This is a genomic window from Phytoactinopolyspora halotolerans (genome assembly GCF_010550675.1).
GTDB lineage: Bacteria > Actinomycetota > Actinomycetes > Jiangellales > Jiangellaceae > Phytoactinopolyspora > Phytoactinopolyspora halotolerans.
Genome location: NZ_JAAGOA010000022.1, coordinates 111,927 through 131,271, shown reverse-complemented (window position 1 = coordinate 131,271; position 19,345 = coordinate 111,927). Strand labels below are relative to the sequence as shown.

At 68.6% G+C, this 19,345-nt stretch carries 16 protein-coding genes; 4 read left to right on the top strand and 12 right to left on the bottom strand.

Going from position 1 to position 19,345, the window contains the following annotated elements:
* Positions 1-1,987 (top strand): HNH endonuclease signature motif containing protein (locus G1H10_RS34155; protein WP_163743177.1); only part of this gene is annotated, 1,987 nt, incomplete at its 5' end.
* 165 nt (positions 1,988-2,152) lie between these two features.
* On the top strand, positions 2,153-2,407 hold the full coding sequence (locus G1H10_RS25290; RefSeq protein WP_163743175.1) for a hypothetical protein: 255 nt from the start codon (positions 2,153-2,155) through the stop codon (positions 2,405-2,407).
* A 46-nt stretch (positions 2,408-2,453) separates the two neighbouring features.
* On the opposite strand, the gene G1H10_RS25285 is transcribed toward G1H10_RS25290, so the two are convergent.
* Positions 2,454-3,326: a DMT family transporter gene (locus G1H10_RS25285; protein ID WP_163743173.1), complete on the bottom strand. Its 873-nt coding sequence runs from the start codon at positions 3,324-3,326 to the stop codon at positions 2,454-2,456.
* 251 nt (positions 3,327-3,577) lie between these two features.
* Between G1H10_RS25285 and G1H10_RS25280 the strand changes: the two genes are divergently transcribed.
* Positions 3,578-5,311, top strand: coding sequence for an amidohydrolase (locus G1H10_RS25280; RefSeq protein WP_163743171.1), 1,734 nt, complete (start codon positions 3,578-3,580; stop codon positions 5,309-5,311).
* Positions 5,312-5,719: 408 nt separating this feature from the next.
* Positions 5,720-7,909 (top strand): sialidase family protein, encoded by a 2,190-nt coding sequence (locus tag G1H10_RS25275; RefSeq protein ID WP_163743169.1) that lies wholly within the window; start codon positions 5,720-5,722, stop codon positions 7,907-7,909.
* Positions 7,910-8,133: 224 nt separating this feature from the next.
* On the opposite strand, the gene G1H10_RS25270 is transcribed toward G1H10_RS25275, so the two are convergent.
* From G1H10_RS25270 to G1H10_RS34765, 11 genes are all read right to left on the bottom strand, one after another.
* A complete protein-coding gene (locus tag G1H10_RS25270) occupies positions 8,134-9,132 on the bottom strand; it encodes a hydroxyacid dehydrogenase (RefSeq protein WP_163743167.1) in 999 nt (332 codons plus the stop codon).
* A complete protein-coding gene (locus G1H10_RS25265; RefSeq protein WP_216853647.1) occupies positions 9,129-10,103 on the bottom strand; it encodes a fumarylacetoacetate hydrolase family protein in 975 nt (324 codons plus the stop codon). The genes G1H10_RS25270 and G1H10_RS25265 overlap by 4 nt, the downstream gene beginning before the upstream one ends.
* 115 nt (positions 10,104-10,218) lie before the next feature.
* The gene (locus tag G1H10_RS25260) at positions 10,219-11,049 is read right to left on the bottom strand and encodes a sugar phosphate isomerase/epimerase family protein (RefSeq protein ID WP_163743165.1); all 831 of its coding nucleotides are present in this window, start codon (positions 11,047-11,049) and stop codon (positions 10,219-10,221) included.
* Between the two features lie 95 nt (positions 11,050-11,144).
* Entirely contained in the window at positions 11,145-12,032 is an 888-nt protein-coding gene (locus tag G1H10_RS25255) for a carbohydrate ABC transporter permease (protein ID WP_163743163.1), read from the bottom strand.
* Positions 12,033-12,035: 3 nt separating this feature from the next.
* Complete coding sequence (locus G1H10_RS25250; protein ID WP_163743161.1) at positions 12,036-13,025, bottom strand: carbohydrate ABC transporter permease; 990 nt, start codon at positions 13,023-13,025, stop codon at positions 12,036-12,038.
* Positions 13,000-14,379 (bottom strand): ABC transporter substrate-binding protein, encoded by a 1,380-nt coding sequence (locus G1H10_RS25245; RefSeq protein WP_163743159.1) that lies wholly within the window; start codon positions 14,377-14,379, stop codon positions 13,000-13,002. The genes G1H10_RS25250 and G1H10_RS25245 overlap by 26 nt, the downstream gene beginning before the upstream one ends.
* A 35-nt stretch (positions 14,380-14,414) precedes the next feature.
* A complete protein-coding gene (locus G1H10_RS25240) occupies positions 14,415-15,434 on the bottom strand; it encodes a Gfo/Idh/MocA family protein (protein WP_163743158.1) in 1,020 nt (339 codons plus the stop codon).
* Positions 15,431-16,426 (bottom strand): MurR/RpiR family transcriptional regulator, encoded by a 996-nt coding sequence (locus G1H10_RS25235; protein WP_163743155.1) that lies wholly within the window; start codon positions 16,424-16,426, stop codon positions 15,431-15,433. The genes G1H10_RS25240 and G1H10_RS25235 overlap by 4 nt, the downstream gene beginning before the upstream one ends.
* Positions 16,423-17,724, bottom strand: coding sequence for an NAD(P)/FAD-dependent oxidoreductase (locus G1H10_RS25230; RefSeq protein ID WP_216853646.1), 1,302 nt, complete (start codon positions 17,722-17,724; stop codon positions 16,423-16,425). The genes G1H10_RS25235 and G1H10_RS25230 overlap by 4 nt, the downstream gene beginning before the upstream one ends.
* Positions 17,721-17,924 carry a ferredoxin gene (locus tag G1H10_RS25225; RefSeq protein WP_163743198.1) on the bottom strand — a complete coding sequence of 68 codons (204 nt, stop codon included), beginning with the start codon at positions 17,922-17,924 and terminating at the stop codon, positions 17,721-17,723. The genes G1H10_RS25230 and G1H10_RS25225 overlap by 4 nt, the downstream gene beginning before the upstream one ends.
* Positions 17,924-19,162, bottom strand: coding sequence for a cytochrome P450 (locus tag G1H10_RS34765; protein ID WP_216853644.1), 1,239 nt, complete (start codon positions 19,160-19,162; stop codon positions 17,924-17,926). Before G1H10_RS34765 ends, G1H10_RS25225 begins: the two co-directional genes overlap by 1 nt.
* Positions 19,163-19,345 lie beyond the last annotated feature (183 nt).

Here is a 19,345-nt window from a genome sequence, read left to right as displayed (position 1 = left end):
CCGCAAGATCGACCACATCCGGGTCGATCTGTTCCTGGGCATGCTCGACGGGAGTCTGGAAGATCTCGACGAAGACCAGATCATCACCCACATCCTCAACCACCCCTTCACCGACGACACCACCACCGCCGACAGCGGCGGGACCGGCCGTCCCAGCGGCGATGGCACCGCCACCAGCAACGGCAACGACCGTCCCACCAACGACCCCGACAACGGCACCGGCGACGACCACGGCCACGGTGACGACCCCGACAGCCCCGGTGGTTCCGACGACCAGGGCAACGGCAGCGACCCCGACGGCGACGACGACGGCGGCGACGACGGCGGCGACGGGCCTGGTGGTTCCGACGACCAGGGCGACGGCAGCGGACCTGGCGGCGGCTGTGCGGGCCGTGGCTCCGGCCGGCCGGGCGGTCGTGGTGGTTCCTCCAGCGCTGCCCCGACCAGCACGAACACGTCCGATCCTCACGATGACGCAGGCACGACCGGCCCTGCCGGCCAGACCGATACGCCCGGCACGGGCACTGTTGGCGCAGGTGCGGCTGGCACGGGCACGCCCGGCGCAGGCGCGACCGGTATCGGTGCGACTAGCACTCCTGCCGGCGACAACGCGGCCGCTGAAGCTGCCGCGGCGGGCGCGGGTGCGGGTGCGGGTACGACATCGTCGTGTCCGGGCACGGTTGTGGGTGTGTCTGGTTGGTCGGTGCCGGAGTTGCGTATCGGGTTGGCGAGCCTGCTCGGTGTGGACGAGTACCCTGGTGAGATCCCCGCCTGGGACTTCGTTCCCGCCGCCGTGGCCCGCCAGATCGCGGCACGGATGCATTCGGCGCAGTGGCGGTTTGCCATCTGCAACGACGACGGGCAGTTGATCCAGACCGGGATCACCACCGCCCGGCCCCGCTCACCGGATGGGCAAGTGGTGCGTCGGGATGCCCGCCGTGGCGGGATCCTCGAACTGCATGTCACCATCTCGATGCTGGCCCGCCTGGCCGCCCTCGTCCACACCGACGCGAACGCCGACCCGGACACCCGGGCGGCGGACGAGCCTGCCCACGCCCAGATACCGGTGCAGGAGTGTGCCCGTTGGGCCGCGGTCATCACCGACCTCGCCCGCCAACACTCTGATGCCACCGCCGGGGAGACCACCACCGGCTCCGAGACCGGCCCTGGGACGAGCTCCGACATCGAGACGAGCTCCGGCTCCGGCGCCGGTACGGGCTCCGGCGACGGCACCGGGAGCGAGATGGGTTCCGGGTCTGGCGCCGGTACGGGCTTCGGCTCCGGCGCGGGGGCGGGTTCGAGTTCCAGGTCGGGAGCGGGGACGGGTTCCGGTGACGGTGCGGAGGCGGACGCGGGCGTGCGTCGGCGTCGGGCCGGGGCGGGGCTGCGCCGGCATATCCAGATCCGGGACCGCTGCTGCACGCATCCGACGTGTCGGATGCCCGCCGTACGGGCGGATCAGGACCACGAACACGAATTCTGCCTCGGCGGGCTCACCGTCGCGGGCAACCTGGCCTGCCTATGCCGCCACGACCACCGCCTACGCCACGACGGCGGCTGGAAAGCCCACCGCCCCGACACCGGCACCACCATCTGGCACAGCCCGCTCGGACACCGCTACACCAACCGCGCCCCAGCGATCATCCCCACCCTGCCCAACCCCCACCCCGCAACCACCAGGAACGACCACCACACCAACGACGACAGTGACGGTGCTGGCGACGGCGGGCACGGCAGTGCGGCGCGTGTGGCCGAGAAACTACGCCGCATCCGCCAAGCCACCGCGACCGCCGACCAGCGTGATCGCCACGCCGATAGCGCCGATCACACGGGAGAAACCACAGACCCCGGCGAAACCACAGACCCCGATGGCACTACGGAGCCCGATGATGGCACGAACCGCACCGCGGAGGAGGACACGACGACAAGCACCAGCGAACAACGCCTCAGCGTCCGCCCCGAAGACGACGAAATCCCGCCCTTCTGACGGCACGGACTCGGCGTCGCCGCACACGGACGGCTCCGCATGTCTTGAATGTTGAGACACCAAAACGGTAAAGGGACGGTCGGACCCTTGTGATTGCCGCTGATCGTGTGCATAGCTGGAAACAGTCGCGGCAGCGTATCGGTGGCAGTAAGGGGGATACGCACCATGAATCACTACGTCCAGCCTGTGACCAGAACGCCGTCCAACCCGTGGCTGACCGTGATAGTCGGCATCGGCTTGGTCGCCACGACAGTCGGCCTGGGCTTGTGCACCTACGCAGTAGACACGGAAGCGGGACAGGAGGACAGATCCGCCGAGATGGTCGTCGGTGCGGGATTTGCCGGTGTGGGTCTCGTGTTGCTGATCGTCTGGCTCGCTGTCGGAGCCGTATGCTGGCAGATCCGCAAGCTGCGCCAGTGAGTGCGCAGCCAATCGATCGATGGGTGCCTACGTCGCCGCTGCGGTCCTATCGTACCGCCGCCTCGGCCTCCGGCTCGATCATGATGCGACCACCATTGCGGCTTCCAGCCATGGTCAGGACCATGATGCCCCGAGCGGCGACCGCTCCTGCCACCACCGCGAGAGTCGTGCCCACCGGACCGGCGCTGTACTGCTCGCCGAGCAGGGTGACGCCGATCACGCCCGCGATCACGGGATTGATCAGGGTCAGCGTCGCCAACGGTGCGGCGAGCCCGGCTTGGTAGGCGAGTTGGGCCAGATACATGGCCCCACCGGCAAGGACGAACACCACTGCGGTGGCCGGGCTCACCAGCGCACCGGCGCCCTGGCGCGCGGTCTCGACGACGACGGTCTGAGCGATCGCGGAGCCGACGCCGAAGGCCACCCCGGCGCCGACCGCATGCAGCAGGCTTCTGCTGACGGGTCGAGCGGTTGCGGCGAATGCAGCGGTGAGCAACGCCGCGAGGACGACGAACGTCCCCACACTCAGGATCGTGACCTGCAGGTCGCTTAGCGTGCGCGCCGGTTCTCCGGATGCGGTGAGCAGGAGCAGACCGGCCATACCGACCACCGTGAGCCCTGCGCCGTGCCATTCGGCAGCGCTGACCCGGTGCCGGACGAGCATGGCACGCAAGGGAAGCGCGAGGGCCAGGCTCAAGGCGCTCAAGGGCTGGACGACGGTCAGCGGACCGTAGCGTAACGCCCCGACACGCAGCAGGGATGCGACCACTGCAAGGCCGACCGCAATCCACCAGCGGCGTCGGCGTAGCAACCGAGCGCCGCCCACGCGAGAGGCCAGCCGCTCCTGCACCACGGCCGTCACCGCGTGGGTCTGAGCGGCCGCGATGGACAGCAGGATCGCCACCACGACGGCGCTCATAACTCTCCCATAAAACGAATGCTCGCTCTAAATAATCGTCCCGAACCGACCCGAATGCAACTCCGCCTCAGGAAGTGTACCGGCTGGGCTTCTCCGCCCTGTCGCAGTCATCTCGGTGTCGGCAGGTGCAGCGAGCGCGGTGCATGGCAGTGTGGCGTCAGTGGCTGTCGGCCGTCGGTACATCCGTCATAGCTCGGCGGCTTGGGTCCGCGACGGTCCATGGTGCATCCATGAGGGAGAAGGGGTCGCGAATGACGCAGCAGCAAACCGTCATCTATCCGGCACGGTTGGTGCGGACCATGGATCCGGCACGCCCGGTCGCGGAGGCGGTTGCCGTCGTCGGCGATCGGTTCCGCGCCGTCGGAACGGTGGAGGAGCTGCAGAGCTACGGCCCGGCGCGCATCGACCGACGATATACCGACCACGTCCTGATGCCGGGTTTCGTGGAAGCACATTCGCACGTCGCCGCAGGAGCGATGTGGCGCGGAACGTACGTCGGGCACTATCCGCGGCGCATGCCGAACGGTGAGTGGTCGGCGGCGTGCCGCACGCTGGACGACGTTCTCGCCGAGCTGGCCCGTGCCGACGCAGCACTGGGCGATCCGGCCGAGCCGTTGTTCGCCTGGGGATTGGACCCGATCCACCTGCCGGGAGAACGGCTCAGCGCGGCGGCGCTCGACCGGGTGTCTGCCACGCGGCCGATCATGGTCATGCATGCCAACCTGCACATACTCACCCTGAACTCGGCGGCGATGGCGCTCGACCGGATCGACACAACGGCATCGGCATCAGCAACGGCGCCGCCGGGCGGTGGCGACGGTGTCGTGACGGATGGTTCCGGGCGCCTCACCGGCGAGCTGCGCGAACCCGAAGCGATGGGCTTGAGCTCGCTCTTCCACCGCTGGGAGAAGGACGTGCTCACCATGGACGCGGACGCCTTGCGGGCCTTCGGTGCGATGGCGCGCGACGTCGGCGCGACGACGCTCACCGACCTGAACAGTGCCGAGCCGGCCAGTGACGCGGCCGTGCGTCGCTGGCGGTCCGTTGTCGACGCTGATGACTATCCCGCGCGCATCTCGCAGTTCCTGGCGGGCGGCGGCGTGCCGTCGTACGCGGACGCGGCGGCCAGGGTCGCCGAGCTGCGCGCGCACAACGGTCCGAAGATGCGCTACGGCGGCATCAAGCTCATGCTGGACGGCTCCATCCAGGGGTTCACCGCTCGGCTGCAGCCGCCTGGCTACCTCGGGAGCGACGAGAACGGGCTCTGGGTTCAACGGCCCGAGTTGTACGCCGAAGCGTTCCGGACGTACCACCGGGCCGGACTGCTGATCCATGTGCACTGCAACGGAGACGAGGCCACGCAGGTCTTCCTGGACACACTCGAGGACGTGCTGTGCACGAGTCCGCGGCCTGGGCATCGGCATACCGTGACGCATTCCCAGCTGAGCACGCCTGCACAGTACCGGCGGATGGCCGAGCTGGGAGCGTGCGCGAACATCTTCTCCAACCATCTGTGGTACTGGGGCGATCAGCACGTGGGCATCACCCTAGGCGCGGACCGGGCGAGCCGGATGAACGCCGCCGCAACGGCCCTGCGCTGCGGTGTGCCGATCTCACTGCACTGCGACGCGCCGGTCACGCCCCTGAATCCATTGCTGACCGCGATGTATGCGATCGCCCGCCGCACCGAGTCCGGCGCGACCATCGGCGCGCCGGAGCGGATCACGCTCGACGAGGCGATGCGGGCGATCACGGTCGGTGGCGCCTACCTGCTGAAGATGGACCATGAGATCGGGACGGTCGAGGCGGGCAAGTACGCCGATCTCGCGGTGCTCGACACCGATCCGTACCAGTGCGTCGACGAACCCGAAGGGCTGGCCGACATCCGCGTGCTGGGCACCATGGTCGGTGGCGTGAACTTTGCCGGTGGCATGCACTTCCCGGCCGCACAGCTACGAGAACGGTCCGGCGGCGTCTGGAGGTAACGGGCCTGTCGTGCCGAGTCGCCCGGTGTCCGATCGCTGCCAGCGTGCTGGTCATGTGCAGCGAGGAGCCGGTGGGATCCGCGGCGACGAAGCACGGAGCACAACCCGACGGGTCGTCGATGGACAGCGCGAACGGCAGGCCACCGTCGGAAAGCGTGATCGAGGCTGCAGTTTGGCGACGCTAGCGACGTCATGAACAGGGGCCCGCGCCGTGCAGTGAGAAGAAAAAACTTCTGAACAAGCCAATAGAGTGTAAATTAATGATACATTGCTCGGGACGGGGGACTCCGGTACCAGCAACGAGAACGGACACGCGCTCCGATGTCTGTGCTGCGAAGGGGTCGCGACCCGCCGAGGACACCCTGCGTCGTCGCCTGCCTGAACCTCACGGAAAGGGTGTCCTTGACCATGACGAATGCCCATCGACGACTACACCCGCGCGTGCTCGCCCTCGCGGCACTCGGGGCCATCCTGTGTGTACTTGCGACAACTCTCGGCGGTCCGCTGCGCGCCGACGCCGAGAGTTTCACCAACGAAGTAACCGTCCATTCGGACCTCACGCTGCTCGACGGTGACGGCATCCGAACTCCGGATATCATCTCGACCAGCCCGAGTAATGTCGTGGTCGCCTGGCGGGAAGGCAACACGGCGGGGCAATACGACAACGGCGCGATCAGATACGCGAACTCCACCGACGGTGGCCAGACCTGGAGCGCACCGAAGACACTTGCCCCGAAAGACTCCACCTACGGGTGGCACTACGTCATTCTCTACCGCGTGGGAAGCGACCTATACGCGTTTCTCGGCCGCGCGCCCGCCAGCTCGCACAACGGCCATCCGGTCACCAACTTCATGAAGAAGAGCACCGACGGTGGCCAGACATGGCAGAACCACTCCGCGTCGTTCGCCAACGTGCCGGACGGTTTCGTCGTCGCCGGGCGTCCGCTTTACCACAACGGCTACCACACCGTGCCGTTCTGGAAGGGCGGGCAGGTCGCCGTCATGAGATCGACCGACATGGTCAACTGGACCGCCGGCGCGTACGCGCCCGATCCGCTCGAGACGGCGTCGGGCGAGAACCAGCTCGTCGTCGATCAAAACGATCCGAACAAGCTGCTGATGTTCAACCGGGTCGCGTTCCCGGCCGAGGATTATCTCACCGGGCCGGTCTACATGTCCCGGACGGAGAGCACGGACGGCGGGCTCACCTGGTCGCCGCTGGAACTCGACCCCAACATCCCGAACATGGGCACGAAGGGCTATGTCACCAAGGATTCGAACGGTCAGCTCCTCGCCATCTACAACACGATGGGCGGACGGTTCCCCAGCCCGATCGAGACCCGCCCGGAGGAGTTCCGGGCCATCCTCAATTACAAGGTCAAGAAGCAGGATCAGCCGTGGGGGCCTGGACGGTTCCTGGCCGACGGCCCGCCGATAGTCGACCGGCCGCACAGCGCAGGCTGGGACACGTATGCGATGGCCGATGAGTACGCTCCGGGCAAGTTCTTCGTGGTGTGGGAGCACGACACCTCTGCGGTCAAGGTCGCCAAGCTCGACATCTCCGACGCGTTCACCGGCATCAACGAGAACTGGGACGGCGGGAACACGACCTCGTGGGACACAGCCGCCAACGGTGGCTCCGTGGGGGTGACCAGTGGCCGTCTGGAGTTGTCGAACGCCGCGGGCACGACCACTTCGGTCGAGCAGGAGCACGCCTACCAGGGCGCATTCATCGCGGCTTTCAGCGGGAGGATCACCTCGGCGACGACGCTCGACCCGGCCACCGGAGCCGGCGCGAACCTCACGCTCGAGGTGGCGAACGGCACCAGGCTGCTGGCCATGACGGCGCAAACCGACGGGATCTACGCCAAGGTGGCCGGGTCATCGGGCTGGCAACTCATCCACCCGACCACCATCGGTACGAGCGACCACCACTACCGGGTGGTCGTCCAACCGGACGGCACCGCGCAGCTCTACCTCGACTCGATCGACACCGATGTCGAGTGGCAGACGCCGCTCAGCTCGGAGCCGATCCGCACCGCGCTCTCCACGTCGGGTACGAGCACCGAACCCGCCGGCGCGAGCGTCAACTGGGTCAGCGTGGAACAGAATCTCGTCTCCACTATGTGGAACGACCTGGCGGGCTGGGAACCGTTCCAGGCCGGCGGATCGATCAACCCGGTCGGCGAGCTGAACATCACCAGCCCGCCGACCGGTCAGAACGCCATCTCGAAGGACCTGCCGGACCGGTGCGACTTCTCGGTCGACTTCCGTGCCGAGGTCACCGACTACAGCACCCTCAACCCGTCGAACGGGTACGGCACCAGCCTCGCCATCAGCGTGCTCAACCGCAGCCGACGGCTGATGCTGGCGATCCAGCAGGACGGCGTCTACACGATCAAGAAAGGCGAGTCCTCGTGGAGCCGGATCTACCAGCGCAATAACGCCGGCGACCGAGCCTCCTGGCGGGTCGACACCTCGAGCGGCGGAGAGGCGAAGCTCTTCCGCAACGGGGTGGACACCGGCGCCCCGCTGGACCATCCAGGACCGGGACAGCGATCCGGAGGTGCGGCTGTGGTCCTCCGGGAACAACGGTGACACGTCAGCGTTCCAGATGGACTGGATGCGCGTCACTTGTGAGATCCGCTAGCGTAGGCCCTCCGCCTCGTCCATGATCATCCAGGATCGCGCCGGTCAACGGTGGTCTGATCCTGGATGATCATGGGTGGAGGACGGGACAGGACAGAACAGGACAGGGCAGGGCGGTGTGGAGCGGCACGGTGGGCGCGGTGGGCGTGGTGCGGTGTGGGCGCCGACGGCGCTCAGGCGTTGATCTCGTAGGCGCGGCGCGTCACCTCATGCTCAAGCGTGGCGCCGTCGAGGAACCGCAGCACCTCATCGACGGTCGCCGAGCCCTGTTCGTGCAACGTCTCACCGGTGAGTGCCGCGATGTGTGGGGTGGCGACGACGCCGCGAGCGTGCCGCCATGCGCTGCCCACCGGGAGTGGTTCCTCGTCGAACACATCCGCCACGACGCGGATCCGGCCGGCCGCGGCTGCGTCGAGCAGGGCGTCGCTGTCGGCGAGCGCGGCTCGGGCAGTGTTGACCACCAGCGCTCCGGGCTTGAGGTGCGCGATCCTCTCCCGGCTCAGCATGCCCCGCGTCTCCGGCAGCATCGGGGCGTGCAGCGAGACGACATCGGCCTCCGCGACCACCCGGTCCAGCGACGCCAGCCCGGCACCCAGCCCCGCGGCGTCATCCTCGGTCAGAAACGGATCGACGACGAGACACCGGCAGCCGAACGGCCGCAGCCGGTGCAGGGTCGCGCGGCCGGTGCGGCTGGCGCCGACGATCCCCACGGTCTGCTCCCGCAGCAGCCGCCCCGGTGGGCGAGCCGCGAAGGTGGACCACGGCTCCCCGGCTCGCATCGCGGCCGCGAAGGACATCGCGTCTCGCAGTCCCGCGATGATCGCCATGACGGCGAACTCGGCGACGGCCTCGGCCAATACCGCAGATACCTGGCTGACCCGTACACCCCGGTCGAACGCGGTCTGCGGGACCAACCATCGCACCGAGCCCCCGGTGTGTGCCACCAAGCCGAGCGGGACGGGAGCGTCGAACAGGTCGGCCGGAAACGGCGGCGTGTCCCAGCCGGTGACGCAGACCCGCGCGTCCACCACGGCGGCACGGACGGCATCCGCCGACGAGACGTCGCGCATCCACCGCAGCTCGCCCGCCCGGTCGAGCCGGGCCCAGTCGGCCTCGGCGAAGACGCGAGCGCGGAGCTCCTCCGACATCACCACGACGATCCGGGCGGTCATGCCTCTTCCACCTCCGTTGCCATGACGATCGTGGTGCGCAGCCGCCCGAGACCCTCGACCTCGGCGTCGACGACGTCACCGTCGGCGAGGTACTCCGGTGGAGTGCGGGCATCCCCGACGCCGGCCGGCGTGCCGGTGAGGACGATGTCGCCCGGCAGTAGCGTCATGAACCGGGAGAGCTCCACCAGCAGTTCGACCACGCTGAACACCATGTGCGCGGTGCTGGAGTCCTGCTTCACCGTCCCGTTCACGCTCAGCGACAACTCCAGCGCCTGGGGATCGCCTACCTCGTCGGCCGTGACCAGCCACGGCCCGAGAGGGCAGAAGCCGTCCAGGCTCTTGCCCAGGAACCACTGACCTTCGGGGCGGCCGTGCTGCTGATCGCGGGCCGAGAGATCGTTCGCGGTCAGGAACCCGAAGACGGCTTCGGAAGCGGCTGCAGGGGAGAGGCGGCGGGCACGGGTCCCGACGACGACGCCCAGCTCCACCTCCCAGTCGACGCGCGCCGTCTGGCCGGGATCGACCGCGACCGGTCCTGGGCCGGTCACGGCCGTGGTCGCCTTGGTGAAGAAGATCGGGCGATCCGGCAGGCCGGGGGAGTAGGGCGACTCGTCCGCGTGTTCGCGGTAATTCGCCCCGACGGCGATCACATTGCGGCGCGGCGTCGGTATCGGCGCAAGGACCTCCAGCTCGCCGAGGGGGACAACGGCCGCTCGCAGTGCCGGGTCCCGCTCCCGCCAGGAGCCGAGCAGCGCGGAGCGTTCCGCCGGGTCGAGCTCGAGCAGCGCCTGCACGCTCTGCGGGTACGGCCGTCCGGTACGCGTGGCCAGGCCGGACACGTCGATCACGGTCGCATCGGGCGCGGACGCCGGGTCGAGCGGAATCGCATGGTCCGGTTCGATGTGCAGGAAGCCCCAACTGGGCGGCGTGGTCGCCGGAGTGCCGGTTGGGCGGAACGACAGCAGGCGCATCGGGTTCCTCGCAGTGCTCGATGTCAGTGATCGGTGTGTGGGCGATCGGTGTGTGTCGGTGATCGGCGCGGTCGAAAGGGGGCCGAGGGGGCGGCGGCGTGTGGTCGGTGCCGAGTCACTGATCCAGCGGCGACGCGGCCCGCTCCAGTTCGGCGGCAACACTCAGGACCAGATCCCGGTCCTCATGCAGCACGGTCTCGACCGGCGGTAACTGGTCGCGGAACCAGCGCCGCTCGTACTCGAAGGTCATTGTTCCGGTGTAGCCGTCGAGCAGCCGTAGGGTGCTGTTCCAATCGACCTTGCCGGCGTCGAGCCCGACAGGCCGTCGGCCACCCTCGGCGGGCAGGAAGTTCTTCAGGTGCACGTGCCGGATGAACGGCTCCTGCAGTTGAACGGCGGTGGCCGGATCCTCGGCGCGCATGATGGCCAGATTGGCCTGGTCGTACAGCACACCCACGGCCGGGCTCGCAGCGGCGGCGACCAGCTCGCGCGTCGCGGCGGCGGTGGTGGCCAGGGTATCCATGTGGTTCTCCACGTTCAGGTTGATCCCGGCCGGCCGCGCGTAGCCGGCGACCTCGGTCAGCGTGGCGGCGGCGCGTGCCATCGCGTCGGCCCGTTCGTCGTTGGGCCGATCCCGCCCGGCGAGCACCCGCACGTGCCGGGCACCGATCTCGGCGGCCAGATCGGTAGCCCGGCGTAACTCGTCGACGGCTCGTCGCCGGTGTTGCTCGGAGGCGACGTCGATGTCCCTCGTGTAGGAGCACAGCGCCGCGACCCGCAGCCCAAGATCGCCGGCTGCTCCCGCGATCTCGCCGACCTGGGCCGTGCTTGCCGAGGTCCGTACCGCACACGGGTAGTCGTCGTCGATGATCAACTCGATCCCATCCAGCTCGAGCTGGTCGGCGACCCGCAGGCACCCGATCGCATCCGCGTCGGGTGTCGCCATCGAGTGCAGCAGCAAGGACCACCGGCGTGACCGCGTGCCCGTGCCCGGCCGCGTGCCCGTGCCCGGCCGCGTGCCCGTACCTGGCTGCGTCCCGGTCATCCCTTGACCGCCCCACCGGTGAGGCCGCCGGTGATTCTGCGTTGGATGAACAGGAACAACACCAGAGTCGGGATCACGGCGAGCGTCGTCGCCGCCATGAGCGGACCCCAGTCGGCGACCTCGCTGCCGACGAAGTTGTAGATCCCGACGGGAAGCGTCCGTCGCTCTCCGCCGCCGAGGATCACGAAAGACAGCAGGAACTCGTTCCAGCTGTTGATGAAGCCGAAGATCGCGGTGGTGGCGAGCCCGGGCGCGGCCAGCGGGACGGCGAGACGGACGAAGATGCCGACGTGGGTGAGCCCGTCCACCCGTCCCGCCTCCTCGATCTCCTTCGGCAGGCTGCGGAAGTACTGCATCATCAGCCACGTGCAGAACGGGAAGTTGAAGGCGACGTGGACGAGGATGATGCCGGGGTACGTGCCGGCCAGCCCGATCCCGGAGATGACCGTGAACAGCGGGACGGCGTACAGGATCGTCGGGAAGACGTAGGCCACCAGGACGCTGCGGGAGACGAAGAGCCTTCCCGGGAAGCCTCCGCGGGCCAAGCCGAAGCCGGCCATGGCGGACATGACGACGACGATGGCGGTGCTACCGATACCGACGATGGCGCTGTTGACCATGAAGTCGGTGAACTGGGTGCCGTCGAGCACGCGCCGGTAGAAGCCCCAGTCGACACCGTCCGGAATCCAGGTGGGCGGGAAGGCGTAGAGCTCGTCCGGCGTCTTGACCGAGGACACGGCCATCCAGAGCAGCGGGAAGACCGCGAAGCCGATGAGCGGGCTCAGCACGGCGTAGCCGACGATCCGCCGGCGCCGGTCTCCCCGTCGTCGCGGGCGCCGCGCTCGCGCGCGTCCGGTGCCGGCGTCGGCGATTGCGGTGGCCATCGTCTAGTCCTCCTTGTCCACGCGAAGCACCTTCAGATACACCGCGACGATGACGACGAGGACGCCGAGCATGGCCACCGACACCGCCGCCATCCGCCCGATGTCGTAGTTGGTCCAGCCGATCTGGAACGCATAGACCGGCAGCGTCTCCGTCGCGCGGATCGGCCCGCCACCCGTGGTGAGGTATACGAAGTCGAAGTTGTTGAACACCCAGATGCTGCGCAGCACTACCAGCGCACCGATCACGTGCCGCAGGCCTGGCAGGGTGATGTGGCGTAACTCCTGCCAGAAGTTCGCACCGTCCACCCGGGCGGACTCGTAGTGCTCCACCGGGATGGTCTGCAAACCGGCGAGCAGCGCGACCATCATGAACGGGAAGCCGAACCAGATGTTCATGGCGACGACGGCGGGCATCGCCGTGGACTCGGTCCCGAGCCAGGCGACCGGCTGGTCGATCAGACCGAGCCGCATGAACACGTCGTTGACGACGCCGACGATCGGGTCGAGCATGAACTTCCACGAGTAGGCCAGCACGATCGACGGGAACGCCCACGGGATGATCAGGCCGAGTCTCAACGGGCCCTGCCCGCGGCGGACCGCCTGCAGCGCGATGGCGCCGATGAAGCCGAGCAGCAGCTGGCCGGCGACGGAGGTGAACGTCCATACCAGCGTCCGGGTGATCGCCGAGAAGAACGCGGCGTCGGTCAGCACTCGCTCGTAGTTCGCCAGACCCACCCACGCCGATGTCGGAAAGCTGAGGTTGCGGTCGGTGAAGCTGTTCCAGACGTTGAAGCCCACCGGGTAGGCCACGATGCCCAGCAGCAGGGCCACGCCGGGGATCACCAGCAGCACGTGTGTCCGGCGGTCCAGCCACCTGAGTATCGGGCGGTACCAGCGGCGAGAGCCCGGCGAGGGAGGCGCCCCGGCCAGCGCGGGGGCCGGCTCCTCGCTGCGGGAATCGATGCGCTCAGCCGAGTCGAGACGAGATGTCATCGAGGGTCGCCTGTACGGTCTGGTTCGCGGTTGCGAGTGCGCTGTCCACGTCGGCCCCTCCGACCAGGATGTTCTGCAGCATCTGCTCGATCGCGTGGCTGTTGAACACGGGCCCGGTGTAGGGGTTCGGGCCGTCCTCGAAGCCCGGCGGGCTGCCTTCCTCCACGCCGGCCAGCGTCTGCTGCGCTGTTGCCTCGTACTTTGCGATGGTCGGCTCCGCGAAGAACTCCGGGCTGTTCGCGGAAGCCAGTGCGGGGAACATGAACAGTGGGATGGTGTGCAGGAAGGGTACGTAGTTCTCCTCGGCGTAGAGGAAGGCCGCGAACTCCTGTGCCAACGTGGGGTTCTTTCCCTTCGGCAGGGCGAGTGACACCGCCCCGATCAGGTTCCCTGGCCGGACGTCGGTCGGCATGAACGTCGTGGCCAGCTTGTCGGCGATGTCCGGGGCGTCGACCGCGGCGATGCCGATCTCTGCACCCGAGACCTCGGCCAGCACTGTCGTGCCGGCGTTGATCAGCGAGAAATTGTCGTTGATGTTGTAGTTCACCTGGCCCGGGCCACTGGCCGTGTGTCCGATCTCCACCAGGAACTCGGTAGCCCGCTTCACCTCGGGTGTGTCCAGCATGGCCGTGCCGTCGGCGTCGAAGAACCGGCCACCTGCGGAATGGGTCAGCATCCACAGCAGGTAGCCGCCGCCGGTATCGGCCGCCGACAGCTTGAGCATCCAGCCGAACTGATCGGGCTCCTTGGTGGTGGCCTGGGCCGCCGTGAGCACCTCGTCCCAGGTGGGCCGCTCGGGCAGGCTCACGCCCGCGTCGGCGAGGATGTCGGTGCGGTGGGCCAGAAGCCGGTTGTGCACGTAATGCGGCAGCAGGATGTGCTGGTCCTCGTAGGCGGCGGCCTTGTCCAGCAGGCCGGGTACGAACGCAGAGCTGCCGCCGAGCTCCTCCAGGACCGGGTCCATCGGGTGCAGTGCGCCGGCTTGCCACATGGAGACCGCGTGCTCGGGCAGCACGGTCGTGACGTCCGGCAGGTTGCCCGCGGTCTGCGCGGCCGGCCATTTCGTCGGAAACTGGGGGAACGGCACGACTTCGATCTCGACCGTTGTGCCCGGGTGGCTCTCCTCGAACCGGTCGGCCACCTCGCGCATGAAGTTGACCCGGGCCTCCTGCGTGTAGTTGTGCCAGAAGACCAACCGGCCGCTGTCGCCCTCGCCGGACGACGACGAGGAACCGCCGTCGTCTCCGCAGGCGGACAGGGCACCGAGCATGCCGGTGCCGGCTGCGGTGCCGAGCACGCCTCGCATGAAGCCGCGCCTGCTCATGCTCAGGGGCTTGTTCGCGGGCGTGCTCATGCGACTGCTCTGCGATGGTGCGTTGACGCTGTGTCTCACGGGATCTCCCCTTCCGCGGCGTGCAGGCTCCTGGGCGGAGCCTGGTGTGCGGCGTCGTAGATGCGGTCGACGACCTCGAGAGCCCGCCACGCGTCCCGCAGTGTGACCGGTGCGGGCCGGTGCGTGCGCAGTCGCTCGACGACGTCCTCGGCGAAGATGCGATATCGCTGCATGACCGGCGGTGAAACGAAGTCCGCCTGGCCGTCTTGAGTGGTGACACCGACCGAGCTGTGCAGCTCGCGGATGCTCGAGCCGGGCCCGACGAGGGCCCATTCGTGGTCGGTGCCGTCGTGGTGGGGTCCGCTGTATCCGACTTCGACGACGCCGGTCAGGCCGGCGTCGTCGCGGAGCACGGCGATCGCGTGCTCTTCCACGTCGAGTCCGTACTGCCGGTCGGACAGCACGGCACCGGCGACGCTGACCTGACCCTCGGCGAGGGACAGGAAGGCGTCCACGGTGTGCGGGCCGAGGTTGCGCAACGCACCCCCGCCCCCGATCTCTGGATCCAGGACCCACGCCACGCCGTCGTCGACGTACCGGCTGGGTGGTCCGTTGACGATCCGGAACCGTGCCACGCACGGAGGTGTCAGCAGCCCGTCGGCCTGCATCCGTCTGAGATGTTCCCAGAATGTGCTGTACCTGTTGATGAACGGCACCGCCGCGAACTGTCCGCTCGCCTCGGTGGCGACCACGTGCGGCCACAGGTACTCGGCGCGCGTCGCGACCGGCTTCTCCACGACGAACGGCAGGCCGCGCTCGATGAGTCGGGCGACGACGGCGGGCCCGTCACGGTGTCTCGGCATGGCCAGCACGAGATCGACGTCCTCGTCGATCAACTCGTCGAGGCCTGGCGCCACCCGGCAGTCGAGACGGTCGGCCCACCCTTTCGCGACGTCCGGCTCGTCGTCGTGCACCGTGGTGATCGTCGCTCCGGCCGCGGCGAACGAGTCGACGTGGCGTGGTGCGTGCCAATGACCGACGCCGGTGATGCTCATCCGCAGTGGCGTGGTGCTCACGAGTCACCGCGCCCGTCGTCGTGTGCCTTGTCGTGTGCGTCGTCGTGTGCGTCGTCGTGGTCGTCCGTGGGCAGGTCATTGAGCTGGGCTTGAGTCGCGCCCAGCTCCTGGAGCATGCTCAGAGCGGCACCACCCTTCTCCTCCGACACGGCGGTGGCGACTGCCTCCAGGAGTGCCAGACCCGCGACGCGGGCGCTGAACTGTGCCGTCCCGCGAGACACCGCCGAGCTGAAGATCGTCAGCGACGTGTCGACCACGTCACCCATCGGGGATTGCGGGTTCGCCGTGAGCCCAGCGGTCTCGATGTCGCGCTGCTTGGCATATCCGAGTGCCTGCACGGTGTCTCGGGACTTGCCGGAATAGGAGATGCCGAGCGCCAGATCGCCGGGCTTCAGGCGTGAGACGTGCGCGAGCATCATCATCGGATCCGCCGTCCACGTGACGGCGATGCCGATGCTCGCCAGCCGGTACGAGAACATCTGGCACAGCGGGGCAGCTGTCCCCGTGCCCAGGAGCAGGACCGACGGCGCTGCGCCGAGACGGGTGACGATGTGCCGCAGCGCCGGCTCGGACAGGTTGGTCAGCGTGTCCTGCATGCACTCCACCTCGAGGGACATCACCCGCTGGACCAGGTCGAGCGGTCCGCCGAGGCCGGATCGAGCCTCCAGCACCAGATCGACTGGGTGAGAGTGATAGAGCCCGAGTGTCTTGCCGAGGTCGAGGGAGAGGGCCTGCGCGAACTCGCGGTAGCCGGTGTATCCCAGCGCGTGTGTGAACCGGCTGACCGCGTTCTCGGAGACGCCCGCGGTCTGCGCGAGCACCTGGATGGACGCGCCGCGGATCTTCCACGGATCCTCGAGCACGGCGTCGGCCACCTGGGCCCTGGCACCGGTGAGGTTCGGCCTGGCCGCACGGACGCGGTCGAGGCATGCCGGCGCACCGGCCGGGCCGGAGGCTCCGCCGGGCATGGAATCGGACGGTGTCTCTGTCACCGGAGAACTCCTCTACTGTGCAATGACGTCGTCGTTGTCGCCGCCGTCGTTGTCGACATAGCCGCGGACGTGCGTCGACGGTTGTGGATCTCGGCCCACGGCGCGGTCTGTGCCACCAGCTCACGCGCACGACGCAGCCCTTTGGGGTACCGCCACGCCAGCGCACCGGTGACCCGACCGTGCATCCCGTAGACGACGACGAACCGGCGCTCGGTGAGGCTGCCCTCGACGACGGCGAACTGATGCCGTGGGCCCATGAAGCCGTAGGTCTGAATCCGCGCATCGTAGTGGTCGGTCCATGCGTAGGGGACGGGCGCGTAGGGCTGGGCGGCGCCGAGTATGTTGCGGGCAACGCAGATGCCCTGCTCGGTGGCGTTCATCCGGTGCTCCACCCGTACCGGGGCTCCGAGCGCCGGATGGTGCCAGCGGGCTACGTCTCCCGCAGCGAAGATCCCGGGAGCGGCCCGGCAATAGGCATCGCACCCGAGGCCGTCGGCGGTATCCAGGCCACGCATGGGGTCGGCGAGCCAGCCGGTGTGCGGGTCCGAGCCCACCGCGACCAGGACGACGTCCGCGGCGACGGTGGACCGGTCGGTCAGCGTGACGCCGGTGACCCGGCCGCGTGCCTCGGTCAGATCCGCCACACCGACACCGCTGCGCAGGTCGACACCGTGCTCGACGTGCAGGGCCGCGACCTTACCGCCCACGGTGGCCCCGAACTGCCCATGCAGCGGTGCCGGGCCGCGGCTCACCACGGTGACGCCGACGTCGAGACCGCGGCAGGTCGCGGCCACCTCCATGCCCAGGAGACCTGACCCCACCACCACAACGCGGTGTGCCGTGAGCATGTCCGTCCGGAAGGCCGCCAGATCGTGGAGGGTGCGCAGCACGTGGACGCCCGCGAGCCGATGCGGGCGCCGCTGCCCGTGCGGCAGCCCGAGAGGCAGCCGACGCGGGCCCACGCCGGTGGCGGCGACGAGCACGTCGTATCGGAGCGTCTCTCCCGTGTCCAACTGGACTTCTCGCGCCGTCGGGTCGGCCGATACGACGGTACGGCCGGTCCGCAGCTCGATGCCGCGATCTTCGTAGTGCGTGTGCGTTCGCAGGGCCGTCGCGGCAGGTTCCCGTGTGCCGGCCAGGACATCCTTGGACAGCGGCGGCCGATCGTATGGCCGTTCAGGCTCCGCGCCGATAAGCGTGATCCGGCCGTCGTGCCCCTCGTCGCGCAAGGTGTCCGCGACCGTGACACCGGCCGCAGACGCACCGACCACGACGACGTGACCCACCGTCGCGCTCACTGCTCCTCCTCCACCAGGGTGATCGCCAGCGCCGGGCAGAGCCGTGCCGCCTCCCGGACCGCTGCGGACGCGTCGGGTGGCGGGTCCGCGCGCAGCAGGACCACGGTGCCGTCGTCGTCGTTCTGATCGAAGATCTCCGGCGCTGCCATGACGCACTGGCCGCCGCCGACGCACCGATCGGTGTCCACCACGATGTGCATCACCGGCTCACCCCCGGAACCGTCCAGGTGACCGGCAGTTCTTCGATGCTGAGCAGGAGATACTCGCGGACGGCCAGCCGCTCGGCCGGCGTGGTCAGCTCCAACGTGGGCAGCCGCTCGAACAGGGTGCGGAACACCACCTGCAGCTCCAGTCGTGCCAGTGGCTGGCCGAGGCATTGGTGGACGCCGTAGGCGAACGCCAGGTGGTGCCGGGCCTGGCGATGGATGTCGAACGTGTCCGGGTCCGGGAACGCGTGCGGATCTCGGTTGGCGGCGACGGCGGGAGTGATGATCCCGTCGCCGGTTCGGATGGTCACACCGGCGATCTCGATGTCCTCCGTGGCCACCCGGTTCGGGGAGATCTGAAAGACGCTGATGTAGCGCAGGAGCTCCTCGACTGCGCCGGGCCAGAGCTCAGGGTCTGTCGTGGCCTGGGCTAGCTGGTCGGGGTGGGAGAGCAGCACGACGACGCCGAGGGCGATCATGTTCGCCGTGGTGTCGTGGCCGGCCGCCAGGAGATGCCGAAGGATCGCGACGAGTTCCCCGCGCTCGGCGGCGCCGGTATCGAGCTGGTCCCGGACGAGTTCGCTGATCAGGTCGTCTCCGGGGGACCGCTGTTTCGAGGCGACGAGCGCATCGACGTAGTGGAGCATCTCTTCGGTCGCCGCGACGACGTCGGCGGGGTCGGAGTCCAGCGCGTTGCGCCGGTGGTCCCGCGACTGGAAGTAGTGCCGCTCCTCGGGCGGCAGGCCGAATATGTGGCAGATGGTCCGCGCCGGCAGCTCCAGCGCCAGCTGTCGCACCAGGTCCGCCGGCGGCCCCGACTCCTCGATGTCGTCGATGAGCCCGTCCACGATGTCCTGGACCACCGGCCGCAGCCGCTCTATCCGCCTGACCGCGAAGTACCGCGTCAGCATCTTCCTCAGCCGCCCGTGCTCGGGCGGATCCTTCGAGATGAAGGCCTCCTCGTGCCGCTCGGCGGCCGCACGTGCCGGAGTGGCGAACGGGAAGCCCGGGTGCTGGCGCCGGGCACTGACGCGGGGATCGCTGAGCAGCTGCCGTATCTCCGCATGCCGGGTGACCAGCCACGCCGCCCGACCGTCCCAGAGCCGTACGCGTGCGACCGGCTGCTCGGCACGTAGCTCGGCGTAGGCATGGGGAGGTTGGAACGGACCCTGCCTCGGCATCGGAAAGGCCGGAAGGCCGTCCCGCTCCTCCGTCGCCGTGCTCGTCTTCACTGGATGCCTCCAACGCTGCTCATCGCTGCGCTTGTGGGGATTCCGCCGTCGCCGGCGTCGAGTAACGTCGACAGTAGAAGGAAATGATGAAATGGTCAATAGTGTCAGAAATTTATTCTGTACCTACGTTCGCGACGGCTCGGTGAACGATCGGCGCGGACGTGAGCTGCTCGGGTTCGGCGG

What these genes read in the sequence shown, in the direction of transcription:
- G1H10_RS25290 (WP_163743175.1), top strand. Translation starts at nt 2,153, where the DNA reads ATGAATCACTACGTCCAGCCTGTGACCAGAACGCCGTCCAACCCGTGG.
- G1H10_RS25285 (WP_163743173.1), bottom strand. Translation starts at nt 3,326, where the DNA reads ATGAGCGCCGTCGTGGTGGCGATCCTGCTGTCCATCGCGGCCGCTCAG.
- G1H10_RS25280 (WP_163743171.1), top strand. Translation starts at nt 3,578, where the DNA reads ATGACGCAGCAGCAAACCGTCATCTATCCGGCACGGTTGGTGCGGACC.
- G1H10_RS25275 (WP_163743169.1), top strand. Translation starts at nt 5,720, where the DNA reads ATGACGAATGCCCATCGACGACTACACCCGCGCGTGCTCGCCCTCGCG.
- G1H10_RS25270 (WP_163743167.1), bottom strand. Translation starts at nt 9,132, where the DNA reads ATGACCGCCCGGATCGTCGTGGTGATGTCGGAGGAGCTCCGCGCTCGC.
- G1H10_RS25265 (WP_216853647.1), bottom strand. Translation starts at nt 10,103, where the DNA reads ATGCGCCTGCTGTCGTTCCGCCCAACCGGCACTCCGGCGACCACGCCG.
- G1H10_RS25260 (WP_163743165.1), bottom strand. Translation starts at nt 11,049, where the DNA reads ATGGCGACACCCGACGCGGATGCGATCGGGTGCCTGCGGGTCGCCGAC.
- G1H10_RS25255 (WP_163743163.1), bottom strand. Translation starts at nt 12,032, where the DNA reads ATGGCCACCGCAATCGCCGACGCCGGCACCGGACGCGCGCGAGCGCGG.
- G1H10_RS25250 (WP_163743161.1), bottom strand. Translation starts at nt 13,025, where the DNA reads ATGACATCTCGTCTCGACTCGGCTGAGCGCATCGATTCCCGCAGCGAG.
- G1H10_RS25245 (WP_163743159.1), bottom strand. Translation starts at nt 14,379, where the DNA reads ATGAGCACGCCCGCGAACAAGCCCCTGAGCATGAGCAGGCGCGGCTTC.
- G1H10_RS25225 (WP_163743198.1), bottom strand. Translation starts at nt 17,924, where the DNA reads ATGCACATCGTGGTGGACACCGATCGGTGCGTCGGCGGCGGCCAGTGC.